General features: G+C 70.6%; 14 protein-coding genes and 3 pseudogenes. 8 read left to right on the forward strand and 9 right to left on the reverse strand.

Annotated elements, in window-relative coordinates:
* The first annotated feature begins 803 nt into the window (after positions 1-803).
* The 3 genes from QFZ82_RS11105 to QFZ82_RS11115 all read left to right on the forward strand — a co-directional run bounded on the left by QFZ82_RS11105 (position 804) and on the right by QFZ82_RS11115 (position 3,049).
* Complete coding sequence (locus tag QFZ82_RS11105) at positions 804-1,256, forward strand: hypothetical protein (protein WP_307713017.1); 453 nt, start codon at positions 804-806, stop codon at positions 1,254-1,256.
* Between the two features lie 121 nt (positions 1,257-1,377).
* Positions 1,378-1,899 carry a regulator component gene (locus tag QFZ82_RS11110; protein WP_307713018.1) on the forward strand — a complete coding sequence of 174 codons (522 nt, stop codon included), beginning with the start codon at positions 1,378-1,380 and terminating at the stop codon, positions 1,897-1,899.
* A complete protein-coding gene (locus tag QFZ82_RS11115; protein ID WP_307713019.1) occupies positions 1,886-3,049 on the forward strand; it encodes an MAB_1171c family putative transporter in 1,164 nt (387 codons plus the stop codon). The genes QFZ82_RS11110 and QFZ82_RS11115 overlap by 14 nt, the downstream gene beginning before the upstream one ends.
* A 53-nt stretch (positions 3,050-3,102) precedes the next feature.
* On the opposite strand, the gene QFZ82_RS11120 is transcribed toward QFZ82_RS11115, so the two are convergent.
* Positions 3,103-3,936 (reverse strand): SDR family NAD(P)-dependent oxidoreductase, encoded by an 834-nt coding sequence (locus tag QFZ82_RS11120; RefSeq protein ID WP_307713020.1) that lies wholly within the window; start codon positions 3,934-3,936, stop codon positions 3,103-3,105.
* A 318-nt stretch (positions 3,937-4,254) separates the two neighbouring features.
* On the opposite strand from QFZ82_RS11120, the pseudogene QFZ82_RS39735 reads away from it, so the two are divergent.
* The 3 genes and pseudogenes from QFZ82_RS39735 (at position 4,255) to QFZ82_RS11135 (ending at position 7,114) form a co-directional block, all read left to right on the forward strand.
* Positions 4,255-5,462 (forward strand): annotated as a pseudogene (locus QFZ82_RS39735) (glycosyltransferase 87 family protein).
* Between the two features lie 42 nt (positions 5,463-5,504).
* A complete protein-coding gene (locus QFZ82_RS39740) occupies positions 5,505-5,960 on the forward strand; it encodes an FkbM family methyltransferase (RefSeq protein ID WP_373429269.1) in 456 nt (151 codons plus the stop codon).
* Entirely contained in the window at positions 5,945-7,114 is a 1,170-nt protein-coding gene (locus tag QFZ82_RS11135) for a glycosyltransferase family 4 protein (protein WP_307713021.1), read from the forward strand. The genes QFZ82_RS39740 and QFZ82_RS11135 overlap by 16 nt, the downstream gene beginning before the upstream one ends.
* Positions 7,115-7,155: 41 nt before the next feature.
* Here the strand turns inward: QFZ82_RS11135 and QFZ82_RS11140 are convergent, their stop codons facing one another.
* Both QFZ82_RS11140 and QFZ82_RS11145 read right to left on the reverse strand, forming a co-directional pair.
* A complete protein-coding gene (locus QFZ82_RS11140) occupies positions 7,156-7,824 on the reverse strand; it encodes a response regulator transcription factor (RefSeq protein ID WP_307713022.1) in 669 nt (222 codons plus the stop codon).
* Entirely contained in the window at positions 7,812-9,089 is a 1,278-nt protein-coding gene (locus QFZ82_RS11145) for a sensor domain-containing protein (protein WP_307713023.1), read from the reverse strand. The genes QFZ82_RS11140 and QFZ82_RS11145 overlap by 13 nt, the downstream gene beginning before the upstream one ends.
* Before the next feature lie 147 nt (positions 9,090-9,236).
* On the opposite strand from QFZ82_RS11145, the pseudogene QFZ82_RS11150 reads away from it, so the two are divergent.
* Positions 9,237-9,401 (forward strand): annotated as a pseudogene (locus QFZ82_RS11150) (ABC transporter ATP-binding protein); the annotation flags it as partial.
* 48 nt (positions 9,402-9,449) lie between these two features.
* Positions 9,450-9,706 (forward strand): annotated as a pseudogene (locus tag QFZ82_RS11155) (erythromycin esterase family protein); the annotation flags it as partial.
* Between the two features lie 284 nt (positions 9,707-9,990).
* Here QFZ82_RS11155 and QFZ82_RS11160 read toward each other — a convergent pair.
* The 6 genes from QFZ82_RS11160 to QFZ82_RS11185 are packed head-to-tail and all read right to left on the reverse strand — an operon-like array spanning position 9,991 to position 16,584.
* Positions 9,991-11,238 (reverse strand): amidohydrolase, encoded by a 1,248-nt coding sequence (locus tag QFZ82_RS11160; protein WP_307713024.1) that lies wholly within the window; start codon positions 11,236-11,238, stop codon positions 9,991-9,993.
* 35 nt (positions 11,239-11,273) lie between these two features.
* Positions 11,274-12,077 carry an ATP-binding cassette domain-containing protein gene (locus QFZ82_RS11165; RefSeq protein ID WP_307713025.1) on the reverse strand — a complete coding sequence of 268 codons (804 nt, stop codon included), beginning with the start codon at positions 12,075-12,077 and terminating at the stop codon, positions 11,274-11,276.
* The gene (locus QFZ82_RS11170) at positions 12,074-14,005 is read right to left on the reverse strand and encodes a dipeptide/oligopeptide/nickel ABC transporter permease/ATP-binding protein (protein ID WP_307713026.1); all 1,932 of its coding nucleotides are present in this window, start codon (positions 14,003-14,005) and stop codon (positions 12,074-12,076) included. The genes QFZ82_RS11165 and QFZ82_RS11170 overlap by 4 nt, the downstream gene beginning before the upstream one ends.
* Position 14,006: 1 nt before the next feature.
* Positions 14,007-14,978 (reverse strand): ABC transporter permease, encoded by a 972-nt coding sequence (locus QFZ82_RS11175; RefSeq protein WP_307713027.1) that lies wholly within the window; start codon positions 14,976-14,978, stop codon positions 14,007-14,009.
* 41 nt (positions 14,979-15,019) lie between these two features.
* On the reverse strand, positions 15,020-16,369 hold the full coding sequence (locus QFZ82_RS11180; protein ID WP_307713028.1) for an ABC transporter substrate-binding protein: 1,350 nt from the start codon (positions 16,367-16,369) through the stop codon (positions 15,020-15,022).
* Positions 16,369-16,584, reverse strand: coding sequence for a hypothetical protein (locus tag QFZ82_RS11185; RefSeq protein ID WP_307713029.1), 216 nt, complete (start codon positions 16,582-16,584; stop codon positions 16,369-16,371). The genes QFZ82_RS11180 and QFZ82_RS11185 overlap by 1 nt, the downstream gene beginning before the upstream one ends.
* Positions 16,585-16,677: the final 93 nt, after the last annotated feature.

Here is a 16,677-nt window from a genome sequence, read left to right on the forward strand (position 1 = left end):
AGGTGTCGGGCAGTGTCCCCGGTGGACGGTAGTCGTCGAAGAACGTGGCAAGCGACGAACCACGTACGATCACTCGCCGCTGTCCGGCAGCCACGATGGCCACCCGAGAGATACGCGAGGCACCGGCACAATTGACGACGCGACGGAGCGCCTCCGCTGTGTCCGCCCGGATCTTCCTTGCCGGCGGAGTGCATCACGACCGCGCCACAGCCTGGACCGAAGTCGATCGATCTGTCGGCCGCCCCCACACCCTGTGCAGCACCGGCAACGCTGTCCGCACAGACCGGATCTGCGTCGAATTCGTCCGGCTGCGGTGCGGATGTCATGCCTGTGATTCCCCCTTGTACTTTTCCGTACGACACCGGTGCGGCGTCGGACGTACCACGAAGAGCTCTCGGCGGGTCACCGCCCCGTCATGTCCGTCGGTGGTCAGCCGGCGGACGTTGGTGCATCGACTTCGGCCGTGCACGAGCCATTGACGGGGTCGCCGAACGTTCCCATCACCTTGGGCTGAGTTGGGGACGACACGACCGGATACCCCTACGCAAAGGCCGACGCTAGCACTCGGGGACCGTACTCAGCGAATAAAAAAGCGTCAACTGATCCGCTGACACTCCCTGACGCCACCTTTGTCCTGATCATGTGTCACACGCACCATCATGCACAGCGCTGGACAAGTTTTGAGCCAAAGGCGAACGAACGACCGGACGAGAGTGTTCAAGGCGGGCGGGTGGCTGCTTAAGTTGAGTGCCATATCCTGCCCGCTGGACACAGGAGCAGCATTGCGCACGGGAGTTGGAGACTTGGCCAGTAGCAGCAGCGGCGACAACGGCACGACAGGTCCGTCATCACTGGCTCGGCGGCTTGAAGACATTGTCAACGCGTACTACCGGGGCAGTCGGCCTCCCTACAGCAAGATCGCCGAGGAAATCCGCGAGAGCACAGGGCGTACGTTCTCGGCCACCTACCTCTGGGAACTGGCCACAGGGCGGAAGCGGAACGTGACACGCGACCATCTCCGCGTACTGGCAGAGCATTTCGGCGTCACACCGGACTACTTCACCGACGAGGAGGTCTCCGAGAGAGTGAGGCGCCAGATGGAGTTCGCAGTTTCCCTGGGAAACAGCAAGGTACGTACGCTGGCCTTCCGCGCCGACGGACTGTCGGAAGCGGGACTCGACGCCCTGCTCGCACTCGTGAACGCGATGTCCGGCGAGTCCGACACGGGGCGACGTCACAACCGTTCCGGCCGATAGGAACCATGCGGAAAGCCGGCGCAGCAACGACCGGTGAGAGCAGGAGGGACGACACCCGCTCATGCAAGCGCTCAGGCGCCTATTTGCCGTTTCCGTCTTCCGGGAACGGGGGTGACAGCAGGTGAGGAGAACGGGCGAGTACGCCGAGTTGCAGCGGAAATGCACGGCGATCCTGCGTGATCTCGGGGTGCACCGGTCACTGTCCCTCGACGCGATCCGTGAGCGGGTGGAGGAGCTCAGGGGCCGCCCACTCGTTCTCAAGGAGCTGCCCGAGCAGGCAGCGGTGGCCGGGGCCTGCGGTCTCTGGCTGGGTACCGATGACGCCGATTACGTCTTCTACGAAGCCCGGACCGCGCCCCTCCACCGCGAGCACATCATCCTGCACGAGATCGGCCATGTGCTGTGCGACCACCACCGGGGCATCACGGTCCAGGGCGACGAGCTGACGGGTCAGCTCCTCAGCGGTCTGAAGCCCCATCTCGTCAAGCGCCTGATGGCCCGGACCAGTTACACGACCACCGAGGAACAGGAAGCCGAGATGATCGCCAGCCTGATACAGAGCGCCGGGAAGACCGGCCGAGCGGCCGGCCCTCTTGGACGACTCGGCGCCTTCTTGGGAGTGACGGTCGATGTCGACAAGTGAGCTGGCGACCCAGGTGGGACTCGGCAGCGTCCTCACCATGTGGTTCGCCCTCGTCCTGCGGGCCCGGCCCGCATTGCGTCAGCCCCACCAACGGGGACTGTGGCTCACGGTCCTGGCCGCGACCATCGCCATCACTCTCTTTCAGCCCAGAATCGTCGGATGGCTCACGAACGCCGGCATGGAAGTCCACACGGTTGCCCTGACCCGCAACCTGATCGGCGTCCTCAGCGCCGGCTTGGTCCTTCTCTTCATGGTCGACTCCACCCGCGCTCGTCGCCTGCATCTCTCCGTCGTGGTGGGGCTCACGACAGCCATGGGCGCGTTGCTCGTCCTGGACCTGCTCCAGGTGGCTCCCCCTGGCGAGGGGCCCGCGTCCGTTCAGGGGCCGGCCGATCCGGCATTCGCCTACTGGTTGATCCTCGTCGTAGCCCATCTGGTCGGTGACATCGTCGCCGTCGTGGTCTGCTGGTCGTACAGCCTGCGGACAGCAGATCGCGATCTCGTCTGGTCGCTGCGGCTGTTCGCGGTGGGAAGCGTCTTCGCGGTCGCCTTCTGGGGCGGCTATCTCTGGCACCTCCACGGCGGCTCCCCCGCCATGCTCCCCTACCTGTCACTGATCATCGGCGTCCACGGCTTCATCCGCGCGGCATCACTGCTGGTCCCCACCGCGACCGCCCTGGCTCGGACGTGGACCGCGCTGCGGGTCACCTGGCATCTGTGGCCACTGTGGCGCGATCTTGTCGTGGCGGTGCCCCAAGTGGCGCTCGCCGGACCACAGCGGACCAGGCTCCAGGAGGTGCTGCGACCGCGTTCCCCGCTGACGCTTCAGGCGCACAGGCAGACCATCGAGACGTACGACGCGCTCCTGGATCTGCAGCAATACGTCCAGCCCGGCGCCTACGAGGAAGCACACCGGCACGCCCGGCGGGCAGGGGTGCGAGACGGTCGTCTCGCCGCGGCCGCACTCGCCGGTGCGCTGGGACAGGCCCGGCGCGCCAAACTCGTCGGCACGGCACCGTCCGTCGCCCGCCCCCTGCCCGGCGTGGTGCACGGAAACCCGGCGACCTTGCTGGGAATCGCCCGGATGTGGCCGTCCATGACGGACGCCCTGCCGTGCCACGAGAGGCCCGCTCCGGCCCGGCGGCCCTGACCCGCCACGGTCAACGGACGCAGACGTCAGGAGAGTTGCAGGTCCAGCGGTGCTCAGCGGGGGGTGTCGGACGCTTCGTCGCCGCGTGGCACGACATGGAAGTCGAACGCGAGCGTCCCGGGATCCAGGGCCGTCGCCCCGCCGTCGACGGTGAGCACGGCGCCATTCACATACGACGCTGCCGGGGACAGCAGCCAGCCGACGGCCTCCGCGATCTCACGCGGCTCACCCGGCCGGCCCAGGGGAAGGAGTCTGGTCACCTCTTCGTAGGCCGTCTCCACGCCGTCTCCCCGCAGGTCCGCCTCCGCGGCGAAGCGCGCCATGCGGCGGTCGGCCATCTCGCTCCTCACCCAGCTCGGACACACGATGTTGGCCCGCACCCCCTGACGCCCGTAATCGACGGCGACGGAACGGCACAGCTGGAGCAGGGCTGCCTTGGACGTGGCGTATGGGGCGTTGCTCGCGCCGTTGCGCAACGCGGACACCGAAGCGACGGCGACCACCGCCCCGCTCGTCTCCAGCAGGTGCGGGATCGCCGCGCGCAGGAGCAGCAGCGGGCCGGTGACGTTGGTGCGCATCACCTCGTCCCAGTCCTCCAACGACACGTCGCCCACGGTCCCTCCGCGCCCGATGCCCGCGTTGAGCACCAGTCCGTCGAGTCGTCCATACGCGGCCAGGGCTACTCGGACGAGACTGTCGGCGGCCTCGGGGTCCCCTACATCGGACGGGTACCCGAGTGCCCCGGTCTCCCGTTCGAGACGTCGCAACGGCTCGCTCCGCCGACCGGAGACGACTACGTGGTGACCTCCTTCGCGCAGCAGCCGGGCGGTGGCCTCCCCAATGCCCGTACCTCCACCGGTCACGATGACAACTCGCTTGTCCACCACTGCTGTTCCGGCTCCTTTGGGATCACAAGACGCATCCGAGCCTAGGACCCACTGATCCATTGCTGACGACTTTGAGACAAGAAGCCGGTCCGGCCCTGCGAGGAACTCGCCGTCTCGCAGTCCTGCCCGACGGCGGGCCGAGGCACGGCAGGGGCGCGCTGAGGCTGCGGGGCGCGCGGTGGTGGGGAAAACCCGACCTCCGGGTCTCGACTTGGCTGTCATGACGTGGCGTGACGCTCCCGATGCAATGGACGAGTGCTGACTCATCGGGCTCAACTTCGACCAGACAAGCGGAAATTGTGGTGCGGCGGCTGGCTTGTGGCCGCTGTGTGGGCCGCTGTCTTTCCGTTGATCACGGCTCCCGAGCCGCACCGTCTGTGGGGCATGAGTGCCTGCCTGGGTTACCTCTGCGCGGCAGTCGCCGCGCTGTCGTGGCGCCCGTGCGGCCGCGCCGTCTCGGTCTGGTTCGCCGTCGGTGGTGCCGTCGTCGTGCCCCTCGCACTATTGGTGCTGACCGGCGCGGCACAGAGTGAGGTCGGTGTGGTCGAGCGCTCCGGGCTGCTGACGCTGCGTCAGGCCACACCGTACCTGGCGGATCCCCGGACGGTGGTCGAGGTCACCCCGTACCTGCCGGGCATGGCAGTGTTCGGGTTGCCGCGTGCGGCGCTGGGCGACAGTGGCCCACTGCTCAGGCTGCTGGGTGACGCCCGGCTCTGGTGTGCGGCGGCGTTCTTCGGCTGTCTGTGGGCGGCTCGGCGTGCGACCCGGCGCCAGGCCGGCGGTCCGTCGGCGGCCGTCGGCAACACGATGAGCCGATACGCCGTCGGCGCATTCGTCGCCTCGCCGGTCGTGGCGCTCCCGCTCTGCGTCAGCGGCGTGGACCTGCCGCTGACCGGACTGCTGTTCCTGGCTCTGGCGTATGCGGCGCGGCAGCGGCCGGTGGCCGCCGGGCTGGCGCTCGCCGCCGCCTGCTCCCTCAAGTGGACGGCATGGCCCGCCGTCGCGGTCGCCGTGACGCTGCTCGCCCACCAGGGCGGGATCCGGGGGGCCGTGCGCGGGGCGGCCGTGGCGGTGGGGGGCCTGGTCCTGCTCGTTCTGCCGAGCGCGCTGTTGTCGCCCGGGCCCCTGGTGCAGCAGGTGTTCGCGTTCCCGACCGGGCGCGGGCCGTGGGAGACTCCGGCGGCCAGTCCGCTGCCGGGCCGGTTGCTCGCCGACCTCGGGCCGACCGGTTGGTATGCGGCGGTCGCGCTGCTGTTGGCCGGTGGGCTGGCCGTCGCCGTGTCCCTCCTGGTACGGCCGCCGCACGACTCGTGTCGGCCGCCGACCGGCTTGCCGTCGGCCTGTGCGTGGCGTTCCTCCTCGCGCCGGCCGGGCGTTTCGGGTACCTCGCCCTGCCGGTCACCCTGGCCGTGCTGGCCCGGCTGGTGGGCGGCACCCGCCGGAAGAAGCCTGCACGCGACCTCGTCGTACGGGCCTCCCGGCCTGCGCGCCCGGTCCCGGTTCCGGTCGGGTGGGGTGCCCGGTGAGGGCCCGTCGTACCGCGGTGGTGACGGCCGCCCTGCGGTGGGGTGCACACCGGTTCCCGTTCGTGGAGGACGAGGCAGCGGGTCTGCGGGCGTTCGTACCGGCGGGGTCGGTGCGCGTGGACGTGGGCGCTCTCGCCCCGTGGTGGTCCCCGTCCGCATCCTCGATCACCTGCCCACGAGATCGGCCTGGAGCGGCCGGCGTTCGTCAAGGCCGACGTCGAGTGCACCGAACTCGCGGTTCCGAAGGGCGGCTCGGCCACTCTGCGCCGCCACCGGCCCACGCCGCTGCCGGAGATCGAGCGGCGTCACCTGGCGAAGTACGGCGTGGATCCGGCCGATGTCCTGCGGCACCTGCGGGACATCGGCTACCGGGCCCACCGCCGCGGCGCAGCCAGTGGGTCCCCGTCGCCCGCGTCACCGATGACTGTCACAACCACCGATTCACCGCCTGACCACCTCCGTCCCGAAGGCAGCGACCAACCATGGGCACCACCCTGATCGTCACCAACGACTTCCCGCCCCGCCAAGGAGGCATCGAGACGTTCGTCGACGCCATGGCGACGCGCATCCCCGGGAATGACGTGGTCGTCTACACGTCCAGTGAGCCGGGTGCCGCCGCGTACGACGCCACTCTGCCGTTCCCGGTGATCCGGGACCCCAGCCGCATGCTGCTGCCCACCCCCAGGGTGACCCGCCGCACTCTGGAGATCGCCCGGCGGCACGGCTGCGATCGAGTCTGGTTCGGGGCCGCCGCTCCGCTCGCGGCGATGGCGCCGGCGCTGCGGCGCGGCGGCATACGGCGGATGGTCGCCACGACGCACGGTCACGAGATCTGGTGGGCGCGCACACCGGGCGCCAGGCAGGTGATGCGACGCATCGGCGACCATGTGGACGCCGTCACGTACCTCGGCGAGTACACCCGGCGCCGTATCGCGCCGGCGCTGGGGCCGCGGGCCGAACTGGTAAGGCTGGTTCCGGGCGTGGACGCGGCGGCGTTCCTGCCCGAGCCCGGCCGGGCCCGGCAGGTCCGGGAGCGGCACGGCATCGTGGGCCGCAAGGTCGTCCTGTGCGTCTCGCGGCTGGTCCGGCGCAAGGGCCAAGACATGCTGATACGGGCGCTGCCCGCCATACGGCAGGCCGTACCGGAGGCGGTGCTGGTGATCGTGGGCTGCGGCCCGGACGAGGAGCGGCTGCGGAAGCTCGCGCGGCGGCACGCCGACGGACACGTGGTGTTCGTCGGCGGGCTGGACCACGCGTCGACGGCCTCGTACTACGCGGCGGCGGACGTGTTCGCCATGCCGTGCCGGACCCGGAAGGCCGGGCTCGAGGCGGAGGGCCTGGGCATCGTGTATCTGGAAGCGGCCGCCAGCGGTCTGCCCGTGGTCGCCGGAGCCTCGGGAGGCGCGACCGACGCGGTCGTCGACGGGGTGACGGGCACCATCGTGGACGGCACGGACGTACGGGCCGTGGCCCACGCCGTGTCGGCGGTCCTGCGCGCCCCCGGGAAAGCCGCGGCGATGGGCGAGGCCGGCCGGGCCTGGGTGGCTTCGCAGTGGTCCTGGGACACGTCGGCACAGCGGCTGACGCGGCTGCTCGCCCCGGGCGCCGACCTCAGGGCGGTCGTGTCCGGGCGGGGCGACGGGGAGGGCTGACGGGCCTGCGGCCCTCCTGCAGGCGGGCGGGCGCGGCCCGGTCAGACCTGCGGGGCCTCCCGGCGGAGGTGGGCGAGGACCGCCAGGACTCGCCGGTTGCCCTCGGCCGGGTCGAGATCCAGCTTCATGAAGATGTTGCTCGAGTGCTTGACCACCGACGCCTCCGTGATGGTGAGCCGCTGCGCAATGGCCTGGTTGTTGAACCCCTCCGCCATGAGAGCCAGTACCTCCCGCTCGCGGGGCGTGAGGCGCTGCAGCGGCTCGTCGGCAGCCCGCTGCTGCAACAGCACGCGGACCACTTCCGGGTCGATCACGGTCTGCCCGCCGGCGACGCGGTCCAGCGCGTCGAGGAAGTCGGTGACCTCCCCGACCCGGTCCTTCAGCAGATACCCGAGTCCTCCCTCGGCGGACGAACTGCCGCTGAACAACTGGGTCGCATACGCCGTGGCGACGTACTGCGACAGCACCAGCACCGGCAGACCCCGGTGCCGGCCCCGCAGTTCCAGCGCCGCCTTCAGTCCCTCGTCGCGGAAGCCCGGCGGCATCCGCACATCCGTGATGACGACGTCCGGCCGGTCGGCGTCCACGGCGCGTGCCAGTTCTACGGCGTCCCCGGCAGCGGCGGTCACCTCGTGTCCGACTCGGGACAGCAGCTCCACCAGGCCGGCGCGCAGCAGGACCGCGTCCTCGGCGAGCACTACGCGGAGCACGGCACCTCCACCCGCAGTTGCGTGGGTCCGCCGATGGGACTGGTCACGACGAGTCTCCCTTTCAGAATGGCCACTCGGTCCGCCAATCCTTGCAGACCGGCTCCGGCGGCCGGATCCGCGCCGCCGTGCCCGTTGTCGGTGACGAGCAGGACCAGTTTGTCGTCGCGTAGGCGGCCGACGACGGTGGCCTGGTCGGCGCCGCTGTGCTTGGAGGCGTTCGTCAGCGCCTCGGTGACGGTGAAGTACGCCGTCGTCTCGACTGCCGGCGGCAGTCGGTCCGGCAGGTCGATGTCGACGGTCACCGGTATCGGGTTACGCAGGGCCAGTTCGGATACGGCAGCCGGCAGTCCGTGGTCGGTGAGAACTTGGGGGTGGATGCCGCGTACCAGGGAACGCAACTGGTCCAGGGCCTGGCGGGCCTCGCCGCGGGCGCGGGCGATGAGCGGAGCAGCCTGCGAGTCGTGGCCGCGCAACTCCAGCTCGGCGAGTCCCAAGGTCATGCTGAGCGCCACGAGTTGCTGCTGCGCACCGTCGTGCAGATCACGTTCGATACGCCGTCGCTCCGCTTCGAACGCGTCGATCAACCGGGCTCGAGAGCGGGTCAGTTCGATGACCCGGGTGCTCAAGTCCTCGTCTCGCACCGACAGCAGGGACTGGGCGACCCACACCTGCGCGCCGGTGAGCAGTCCGCCCACGTATGCCGAGACGAGCAGCCCGAGCAGGCCCGCGGCGCTTCCCGGCAGGGCCGCGGCGGGGTCGGAGATGGGCCGGCCGGGCACGAGCATCACCGTGTCGGGTGCGATCGCCCACACGATGACGGGTGTCGCCGTCAGCAGGACCGACAGGCCGAGCAGGGCGGCGAAACCGATCCCCGTGGCGGTGAAGACTACGCCCAGGGCGAGGGTGTACCCCAGTTCCCGCCAGGTGGCCCGCTCACGCAGCCGGGTGCGCAGCCAGGGCCAGGCGCCCGTACCGGGCAGGGAACCGTGCGGGTCGAGGAGCGGTTCCGGTTCGACGAGCCGTAACCGGCGCCGCTCCAGGGCGGCGACGGGGATGCCCAGGACGGCGACCCCCATGAGGACGAGCAGCCCGACACCCACCACGGACAGGCCGATTCCCACGAAGAGGAGGGCTGTCAGGAGGAGCAGCGCGAAGAAGCCCACGACCGTGCCGCTCAGCAGGAACGCCCAGGACCGCAGCGGCCAGGTGGAGAGAGCGAAACGCAGCGGGCGTCGTCGCATGGCCTCCCACACGGCGACGGTCATGGTGTGTGTCCCTCCGGGCCGTGCGCGTGCGGGTCCACCGGTTACTCTAACCGGCCGGTGGCCTCGGCGGATGGTAGGGAAAACCCACCCTCCAGGACTCTTTGCAGGCCTACTGACCCGGGTGGCCCGCTCTGCTGGACTGGGAGCATGTCACTGCTTACCGACATCCAGCTCCCGGCTGTCCAACTGGCCGCCGTCTCCAAGAGTTACCCGGGCGCCGCAGGCCGTGTCCCGGTGCTGCGCGAGGTCAGTCCGAGCTTTCCGCAGCGGGCGCTGACCGCTGTGACGGGACCCTCCGGCTCCGGCAGGACGACGCTGCTGAACTGCGCGGCCGGCCTGGACAAGCCCGACAGCGGCAAGGTCGAGTTCTTCAGCCTGAAGCACCGCGTCCTGCGCTACCTGGTGGAGCACGAGGGCTTCCGCACCTTCGCGCTGCAGACGAGTTGGAGCAGCGGTCTGCGGCTGGACACGTATGTGCGGACCGGCGAGGGCGACCCGCGGCGCCTCATGCGTGAGGAGTTCCAGGACACGTACGCGTGGTGGAACACGAGGAGTACCTGAACCTCGTCGAGTGGATGCGCGTGTACAACGTCCGGCACCCGGGGGACCCGGTGCGCCGTGGCGCAGACCGCACGCGGCTACGCATGCGACTTCGACGACCCGGAGCAGCTGAGGCAGTCCATTGGGCTACCGCGACCGGCTGATGCATCTCCAGCGCGGTGAGGCGTGCCGGATCGAGCGGTAGTCCACCGCGAGTTCCGGGTGCCCGCCGTGCACAGGTCTGCCCCTCCCCGCGCCACACCCTTGTTCCCTTCGGCGTGGGCGATCCCTCGCCGCCGGGCGGCGGTCCCACCGCAAGTCGGCTCAGCCGGCCCGGTCCGACGTGGTCCTCGCGCTTTGTTCAGTGGGCCAGGCCCGTGAGTGCGGAGGAGACGAGCGCCTGGACTCCAGGGGCCACCACGGACAGGTCGGGGGCGAAGAGACGGCTGTGGTTCCCGGGGACGTGGGCGAACTTCTCCTGGAGGGTTTCACCCTGTGCCGCTTCCCAGGTGGCCACGTCCGTCGCGGTCACGAACCAGTAGTCGTACGGGACGCCCGGCGGGGCCAGGCGGGCGAAATCCTCGCTGCCCATCGAGGGGCCCGGGTCCACAACCGTGTCCTGGCCGAAGAGTTCCCGGTGGGTGGCCGCCACCTCGTGGTCGAGCGTCGCGTCGTTGACCGTAGACGTGAAAACGCCGCCCACCGTGATCTCCGGGGGCACCGGGCAGCCCGCCGCGGCACACTCGCCCTGCACGATCCGACGGATCGCGGCGATCATGCGCTCCTGCACCTCGGGGTCCTGGGAGCGCAGGTTGAGGGCGAGGCGCGCCTCCGGCGGAATGATGTTGTGCTTCTCGCCCGCCTGGAACCGGCCGACTGTCAGCACGGCCGAGTGCCGGGCGGCGATCTCCCTGGCGACGACGGTCTGGAGCCGCGTGACGATGTGCGAGGCGGTGACGATCGGGTCGACCGTCGACTCCGGGCGGGAGCCGTGGCCGCCGACACCGTGCACGACGACGTCCACGTCCGCGGCCGCCGACATGACGAGGCCGGGCGTGTGCGGGTAGAGGCCGACCGGCCCCGGCGCCACGTGTTGCCCGAGCACCACGTCGGGCCGCGGAAAGCGGGTGTGCAGCCCGTCCGCCACCATGGCCTCGGCACCGCCGCCGCCTTCCTCGGCGGGCTGGCCCACGATCACGATCGTGCCCGACCATGCGTCCCGTCCGGCAGACAGCGTCTCGGCGGCACCGAGCAGCCAGGTGACGTGCATGTCGTGCCCGCAGGCGTGCATCACCCCGTCGGTCTCGGAGGCGTAGGAAAGCCCGGTCCGCTCCCGCACGGGCAACGCGTCCATGTCCCCGCGCAGCATGACGACCGGCCCGTCGCCGTTGCGCAGGACGCCCACGACGCCGGTGCCGCCGACGCCTTCGGTCACCTCGTAACCGGCGGCCCGCAGCCGCGCTGCCAGCTTCCCAGCGGTGCGGTATTCATGCCGGGACAGCTCCGGATGGCGGTGCAGGTCGCGGTAGAACTCCTCCAGATCGGCGGTCTTGAGGCCGGTGGTGAGGTCCCTCGTCAGTTGAGCGGTCGCTCGAGAGGGCATGGTCATGGGGTGGTCCTTCCTGAGGTGTGCCGGGGCCGGGGTCAGGCGACGCGGGGAGTCTCACCGAGGGCCGGCGCGGCCGACGGCACGCTGGCGAGGAGCAGACGGGTGTACGGATGGTCCGGCGCGCGGTACACGTCCCTCGCAGGCCCCTGTTCGACGATCTCGCCGTGACAGAGCACGGCCACCTCGTCGCTGACGTGCCGTACGACCGCGAGGTCGTGGGAGATGAACAGCATGGTCAGGGAGAGGGATCTGCGCAGCTCCTCCAGGAGGTTGAGGACCTCGGCCTGCACGGAGGCGTCGAGTGCGGAGGTGATCTCGTCGGCTATCACCACGTCTGGTTCGACGGCCAGGGCGCGCGCGATGGCGACGCGCTGCCGCTGTCCGCCGGAGAACTCGTGCGGGTAGCGACCGGCGGCGGTCCCGTCGAGTGACACCATCTCCAGGCAGCGTGTCACCGTGGCCTCGTGCTTCTTGGCGTCGGCCCGCACCGGGTCGACGGCCTCGGCGAGAGCCTGACCAATGGTCATGCGCGGGTTGAGTGAGGCGTACGGGTCCTGGGATATGAGCTGCACCCGGCGCCGTACGGCGGCCAGGTCCCTTCCTCGGAGTCCGGCGACATCCTGTCCGTCGAGCCTGATCCGTCCGGATCGGGCCGGGTGGATGCCGACGATCGCCTTGGCGATCGTCGACTTCCCGGAGCCCGACTCGCCGACCAGGCCCAGTGTCTGTCCGGCCCGCACGCCGGTGGAGACGCCGCGCAGAACGGTCTTGGAGCGGCGGCCGTGCCCGAAGGCGACGGTCAGGTTCTCGACCGCGAGCTTGTACGTTTCCTGTGTCATACGGCTTCACCTCGTACGGTCACGGAGCCTCCCTCTGGGGGGACACTCGCGGGTCGGCGGCCCTCGTCGGTGTCCTCGGACACGACGTGGCACGCCACTCCGTCCCGCAGGCGGGGAACACGCATGGTGCACCGTTCCTCGGCGATGTCGCAGCGCACCGCGAACGCGCACCCGGCGGGGCGGTCGGCCGGCGTGGGCGGCCGCCCCGGGATCGTGGCCAGCGGTGCCCGTGCCTCCCACTCCAGGTCCAGGTCCAGGTCCATGGATTCGTTGGGCTTCAGGCGCGGGCCGGCCGCCAGGAGAGCCCGGGTGTACGGGTGCCGGGCCCGGCCGGCGCGCAGGGCGGCGACCGGCAGCTCCTCGACCACGCGGCCCGCGTACATCACGACGACGCGGTGGCAGAGGGCGCCGACCACGTCGATGTCGTGCGAGATGAACAGGATGCCCGTGGACTGTTCGCGGTTGATGTCCCGCAGGAGATCGAGGACTTCGGCCTGCACGGTCACGTCCAGGGCCGTGGTCGGCTCGTCGGCGACGAGCAGCTTCGGGCCCGGCAGCACGGCGGACGCGATCATCGCACGCTGCCGCATTCCGCCCGACAGCTCGTGCGGGTACTGGCGCACGACCGCCGCCGGGTCAGTGATGCGTACCTTTTCCAACGCCGCGACGGCCATCGCACGGGCCTTGGTCCGGCCCACGCCCTGGTGGACCCGAAGCGTCTCCGTCAGCTGGCCGCCCATCCGCAGGGCCGGGTTGAAGGATGCCGAGGGATCCTGGTGGACGATGCCGATCTCGGTGGCGAGGCGCCGGGGGTCGGCGTCGTCGGCGGCCAGGTCCAGGTCCAGGTCCAGGTCGCCGAGTGTGAGCCGGGCCGCGCGCGGGGCCAGGCCGTCCGGCAGGAGGCGTGCCGCCGCCATCGCCGTGAGGGACTTCCCGGACCCGGACTCGCCGACCAGGCCGACGATCTCGCCGGGCATCACGTGGAAGGTCACGTCCTCCACCAGGCTTGTCCCGTCCGGGAGTTCGATGGTGAGGGCATCGACCGTGAGCAGCGCGCCGCCAGGGGCCCGGCCGGAGGGCTCGGGCCGAGGCCGTTCGCGTGCCGCGGGCTTGCCCGATACGGTCGCGCGAGGGTCGGCGCCTGCCGCCAGTCCGTCGCCCACGAAGCCGGCGAGGACGCCGGTCAGCGTGATGGCGACGGCGGGGCCGACCGCCTCGGCCGGGTTCGTGTAGAGCGCCTCCAGGCCCGTGTTGAGCAGCGCGCCCCAGTCGTACTGCGGTGACTGCACACCGAGGCCCAGGAACGACAGACCGGAGAGCGCCGTGAGAATGCTCGCGAACGCGACCGAGAGCAAAACGAGCAGCGGGCCGGAGATGTTGGGCAGCAGATGGCGGGTGAGAAGTCTCGACGGAGGCACGCCCATCAGACGGGCCGTCGTCACGAAGTCCCGCTGGGCGACGGAGGCTGCCATGTTGGCGGTCAGACGGGCGAAGGGGGGCGCGCCGCCCAGGCCGATCGCGACCACGGATGCCAGCGGGCCGGCCCCGAGTACTGCGGCGACGACGAGGGCGAGGATGAGCGCCGGGTAGGAGATCATCACGTCGATCAGGCGCAGCCCCAGTTCCCGTACGCGCGGCGCGGCCACCCAGATCGCGGTTCCGGCCAGGACGCCCGCGACGGCCGCGACGGAGGTCGCGGCGAGAGTCATCAGCAGGGTCAGACGGGTGGCGACCAGGACACGGGCCAACAGGTCCCGTCCCAGCGCGTCCGTTCCGAGCCAGTGCTCGGCGGAGATTCCCTGGCGGGCCGCGCCGGTCAGCTCGGTCGCCGCATCGTCCCACAGGAGCGGGGCGACGATGCCGAGCAGCAGGATCAGGGCGAGCCCGGTGAGGCCGGCCGGCAAGCCGGGGGTTCGACATATCCGCATGTCAGTGGCCCCCCTTTCCGGTCAGGGCGCGCGGGTCGAGCAGGCCGAGCACCAGGTCGACGAGCAGGTTCAGCACAGCGGCCAGCAGGCCGAGTACGAGAACGCAGCCCTGGATGACGGGGTAGTCGCGGGCGAGGATCGCGTCGACGACGCGCGTGCCCATGCCCGGCCAGGCGAAGACCGATTCGACGATCACGGTGCCGCCGAGGAGTGAGGCGAGGATCAGACCACCGAGGGTCAGGGTCGCGGTGAGCAGGTTGGGCAGGGCATGCCTGGTGTACAGGCGCAGCGGCGGCAGACGTCGGCCGCGCGCGGTGCGCATGTAGTCCTGGGCGAGGACGTGCGCCGCCTCGCGGCGCACGATGCGCGCCATCACACAGGTGCCGGGCAGGGCGATCGCGGCGACGGGCAGAATCAGCGAGGGGAGCGCCTCGGCTCCGGCGGCGGGCAGGACGCCCAGCGTGATGGCGAACAGCAGGACGAGGAGGGTGCCGAGGACGTACTCGGGCACCGCTCCGACGAGACCAGTGGCGAAGGTGAACGTGTTGTCCGTGCGCCGACGGCCGCGGGCCGCGACCGCGAGGCCCAGCGGCACGGAGAGCGCCAGTACCACCAGGACGGCGAGGAAGGCGAGTTCGGCCGTGAACGGCAGACGCGTGGCGATGATGTCGCCGACCGGCTCCCTTGTTTGGAAGGACAGGCCCAGGTCACCTCGGAAGAGGCCGCCCACGTAGTCCGCGAACTGCGTCGGGAGGGTCTTGTCGAGCCCGAGTTCGCCGCGTGTGCGTGCGATGTCGGCGGACGACGCGTCCGCGCCCGCCAGCGCGCGGGCCGGGTCGCCGGGGATGAGCCGGACCATCAGGAACGTCAGCACGACGAGCGTCGCGGCGACAGCGGCCACCCCGGCGAGGCGGCGCAGCAGATAGCGGCTGCGCGGGCCCGGAAACGATCCCCGCGCGCCGGCCCGGGACACGGAAGCTTCCTGAGACACGTGCGTGGGTGAGGTGGCGGGCATCAGCCGGAGACCCGGAGCGTCGACGGGTCGAGGCTCCCTGCCGGTATGGCGGCACTGACACCCTTGCGGAAGACGTAGTGGACGTTGACGGTGGCCAGCGGCACCACGTCGTTCCTCTTCAGGAGTGCGTCCTGTGCCTGCTGCCAGGCCGCGCACTTGGCGTTCTGGTCGACGGTGGTGGTCGCCGCGGCATAGCCGGCGAGGAACTTCTTGTTGTCGACGGCGCCGAAGTTCCGCCCCTTGGCGGGCGATTCACCCACGAAGTAGACGCCGCCGTTCGCCAGGCGTCCCGAGATCAGCGGGAAGACCGTGACGTCCCAGTCGCCCTCGTTGCCGAGAACCTGCGTGGCCCAGGAGGCGTTGTCCGCGTTGGTGAGCTTCACCTCCGCGCCCGCGGCACGCAGCGCCTCCTGCACGTAGGTGTTGCCCGCGCCCTGACCCACCGCGTTCGACCCCACGAGCTTGATCCTGACGCCCTTGAGGATCTTCTCGGCAGCGACCGCGTCGGTCGTGGTGAGCAGCGACGTGTCGGTGGAGACACAGGCCGCCTGCGCATCGACGTACGAGGTCATCTCCTGTCCCGCGCCGCCGAACACCTGGTTGAACGCCTTCGGGTCGAGGGCCTGGGCCACCGCCTTGCGGATTTCGGCATCGGCGCCGGGGTGCCCCGCGCGCTGGTTGAAGGCGACGAAGTTGCGTATCAGGGGCGCCGCCCTGACGCTGTGATCGCCGTTGGCGAAACGGGCGGCGTCCGGTCCCGTGAACGGGGCTACGTCCAGCGCACCGGTCTGCAGCTGGTTGGCGAGCGTGGACTCATCCTTGACCACCGAGATCCTCAGCGTGCCGGCCGGAGCGCCCGGGGGCATCGAGGCGTACCGAGGCCAGGCGTCGAAACCCTTGCGCAGCGTGAGCTCGTACGACGAGCCGCGCGCCGTCTTCGTCATCTCGTACGCGCCGGTGCCCGCCCCCGGAACGGCTCCCGCACCGAGGCCGTCCGACCTCAGGCCCGGGGCGCAGACGATGCCGGTGGCAGTCGAGCTGAGGCCGGGCAGCAGCTCACCCCAGGGAGTGCCGAGTTCGACGGTGACTGTGCCGGCCTTGTCGTCGCCGGTGATCGTGGTCTTGGAACCCGTATTGCCGGGACCGAACGTGAGCGCGGTGCCCGCGGACGTGGTCTGGTAGCGCTTGAGCGAGGCAGCCACCTGGGATGCCGTCAGTGGCTTGCCGTCCGAGCAGGTCACGCCCTTCTTCAGGGTGAAGGTCGCTCCGGTGGCGGACTGCTCCCACTTCTCCGCGAGCCGCGGCACGATCTTGCCGCCGTCGTCCAGGCCCACGAGCGTGTCGTACATCAGGCGGTGGAGTACGTAGTCGCTCGCGGCCGGCCCTTGACCGGGTCGAACGTCGTGACGTCGGAGGTCAGGCCGACCTTGAGAGTGCCGCCAGGGCCGGCGGACCTGCTGCCCGCGCCTTCGGCGGACGTGCCGGCACCCGTCGTGCAGGCGGACGCCAGGAGTGAGGTGGCGGCGACCACGAAGGCGCCGTGGAGGAACCGGGAACGGTGCATGTCGATACTCCCCGGGAACGGAGGGGCCACGGCGAGCCAGTTGGCCCGGCCGGACGGCGTGTGATGCGGGCTACAGAACAGCCCTCTTTCCCC

The sequence above is a fragment of the Streptomyces sp. V4I23 genome, assembly GCF_030817975.1.
Classification (GTDB): domain Bacteria; phylum Actinomycetota; class Actinomycetes; order Streptomycetales; family Streptomycetaceae; genus Streptomyces.

Coding starts and splice junctions, on each gene's coding strand:
- QFZ82_RS11180 (WP_307713028.1), bottom strand. CDS start 16,369: ATGTACGACACGCTCGTGGGCCTGGACGACGGCGGCAAGATCGTGCCG.
- QFZ82_RS11135 (WP_307713021.1), top strand. CDS start 5,945: ATGGGCACCACCCTGATCGTCACCAACGACTTCCCGCCCCGCCAAGGA.
- QFZ82_RS11185 (WP_307713029.1), bottom strand. CDS start 16,584: ATGCACCGTTCCCGGTTCCTCCACGGCGCCTTCGTGGTCGCCGCCACC.
- QFZ82_RS11145 (WP_307713023.1), bottom strand. CDS start 9,089: ATGACCGTCGCCGTGTGGGAGGCCATGCGACGACGCCCGCTGCGTTTC.
- QFZ82_RS11160 (WP_307713024.1), bottom strand. CDS start 11,238: ATGACCATGCCCTCTCGAGCGACCGCTCAACTGACGAGGGACCTCACC.
- QFZ82_RS11170 (WP_307713026.1), bottom strand. CDS start 14,005: ATGCGGATATGTCGAACCCCCGGCTTGCCGGCCGGCCTCACCGGGCTC.
- QFZ82_RS11115 (WP_307713019.1), top strand. CDS start 1,886: ATGTCGACAAGTGAGCTGGCGACCCAGGTGGGACTCGGCAGCGTCCTC.
- QFZ82_RS11165 (WP_307713025.1), bottom strand. CDS start 12,077: ATGACACAGGAAACGTACAAGCTCGCGGTCGAGAACCTGACCGTCGCC.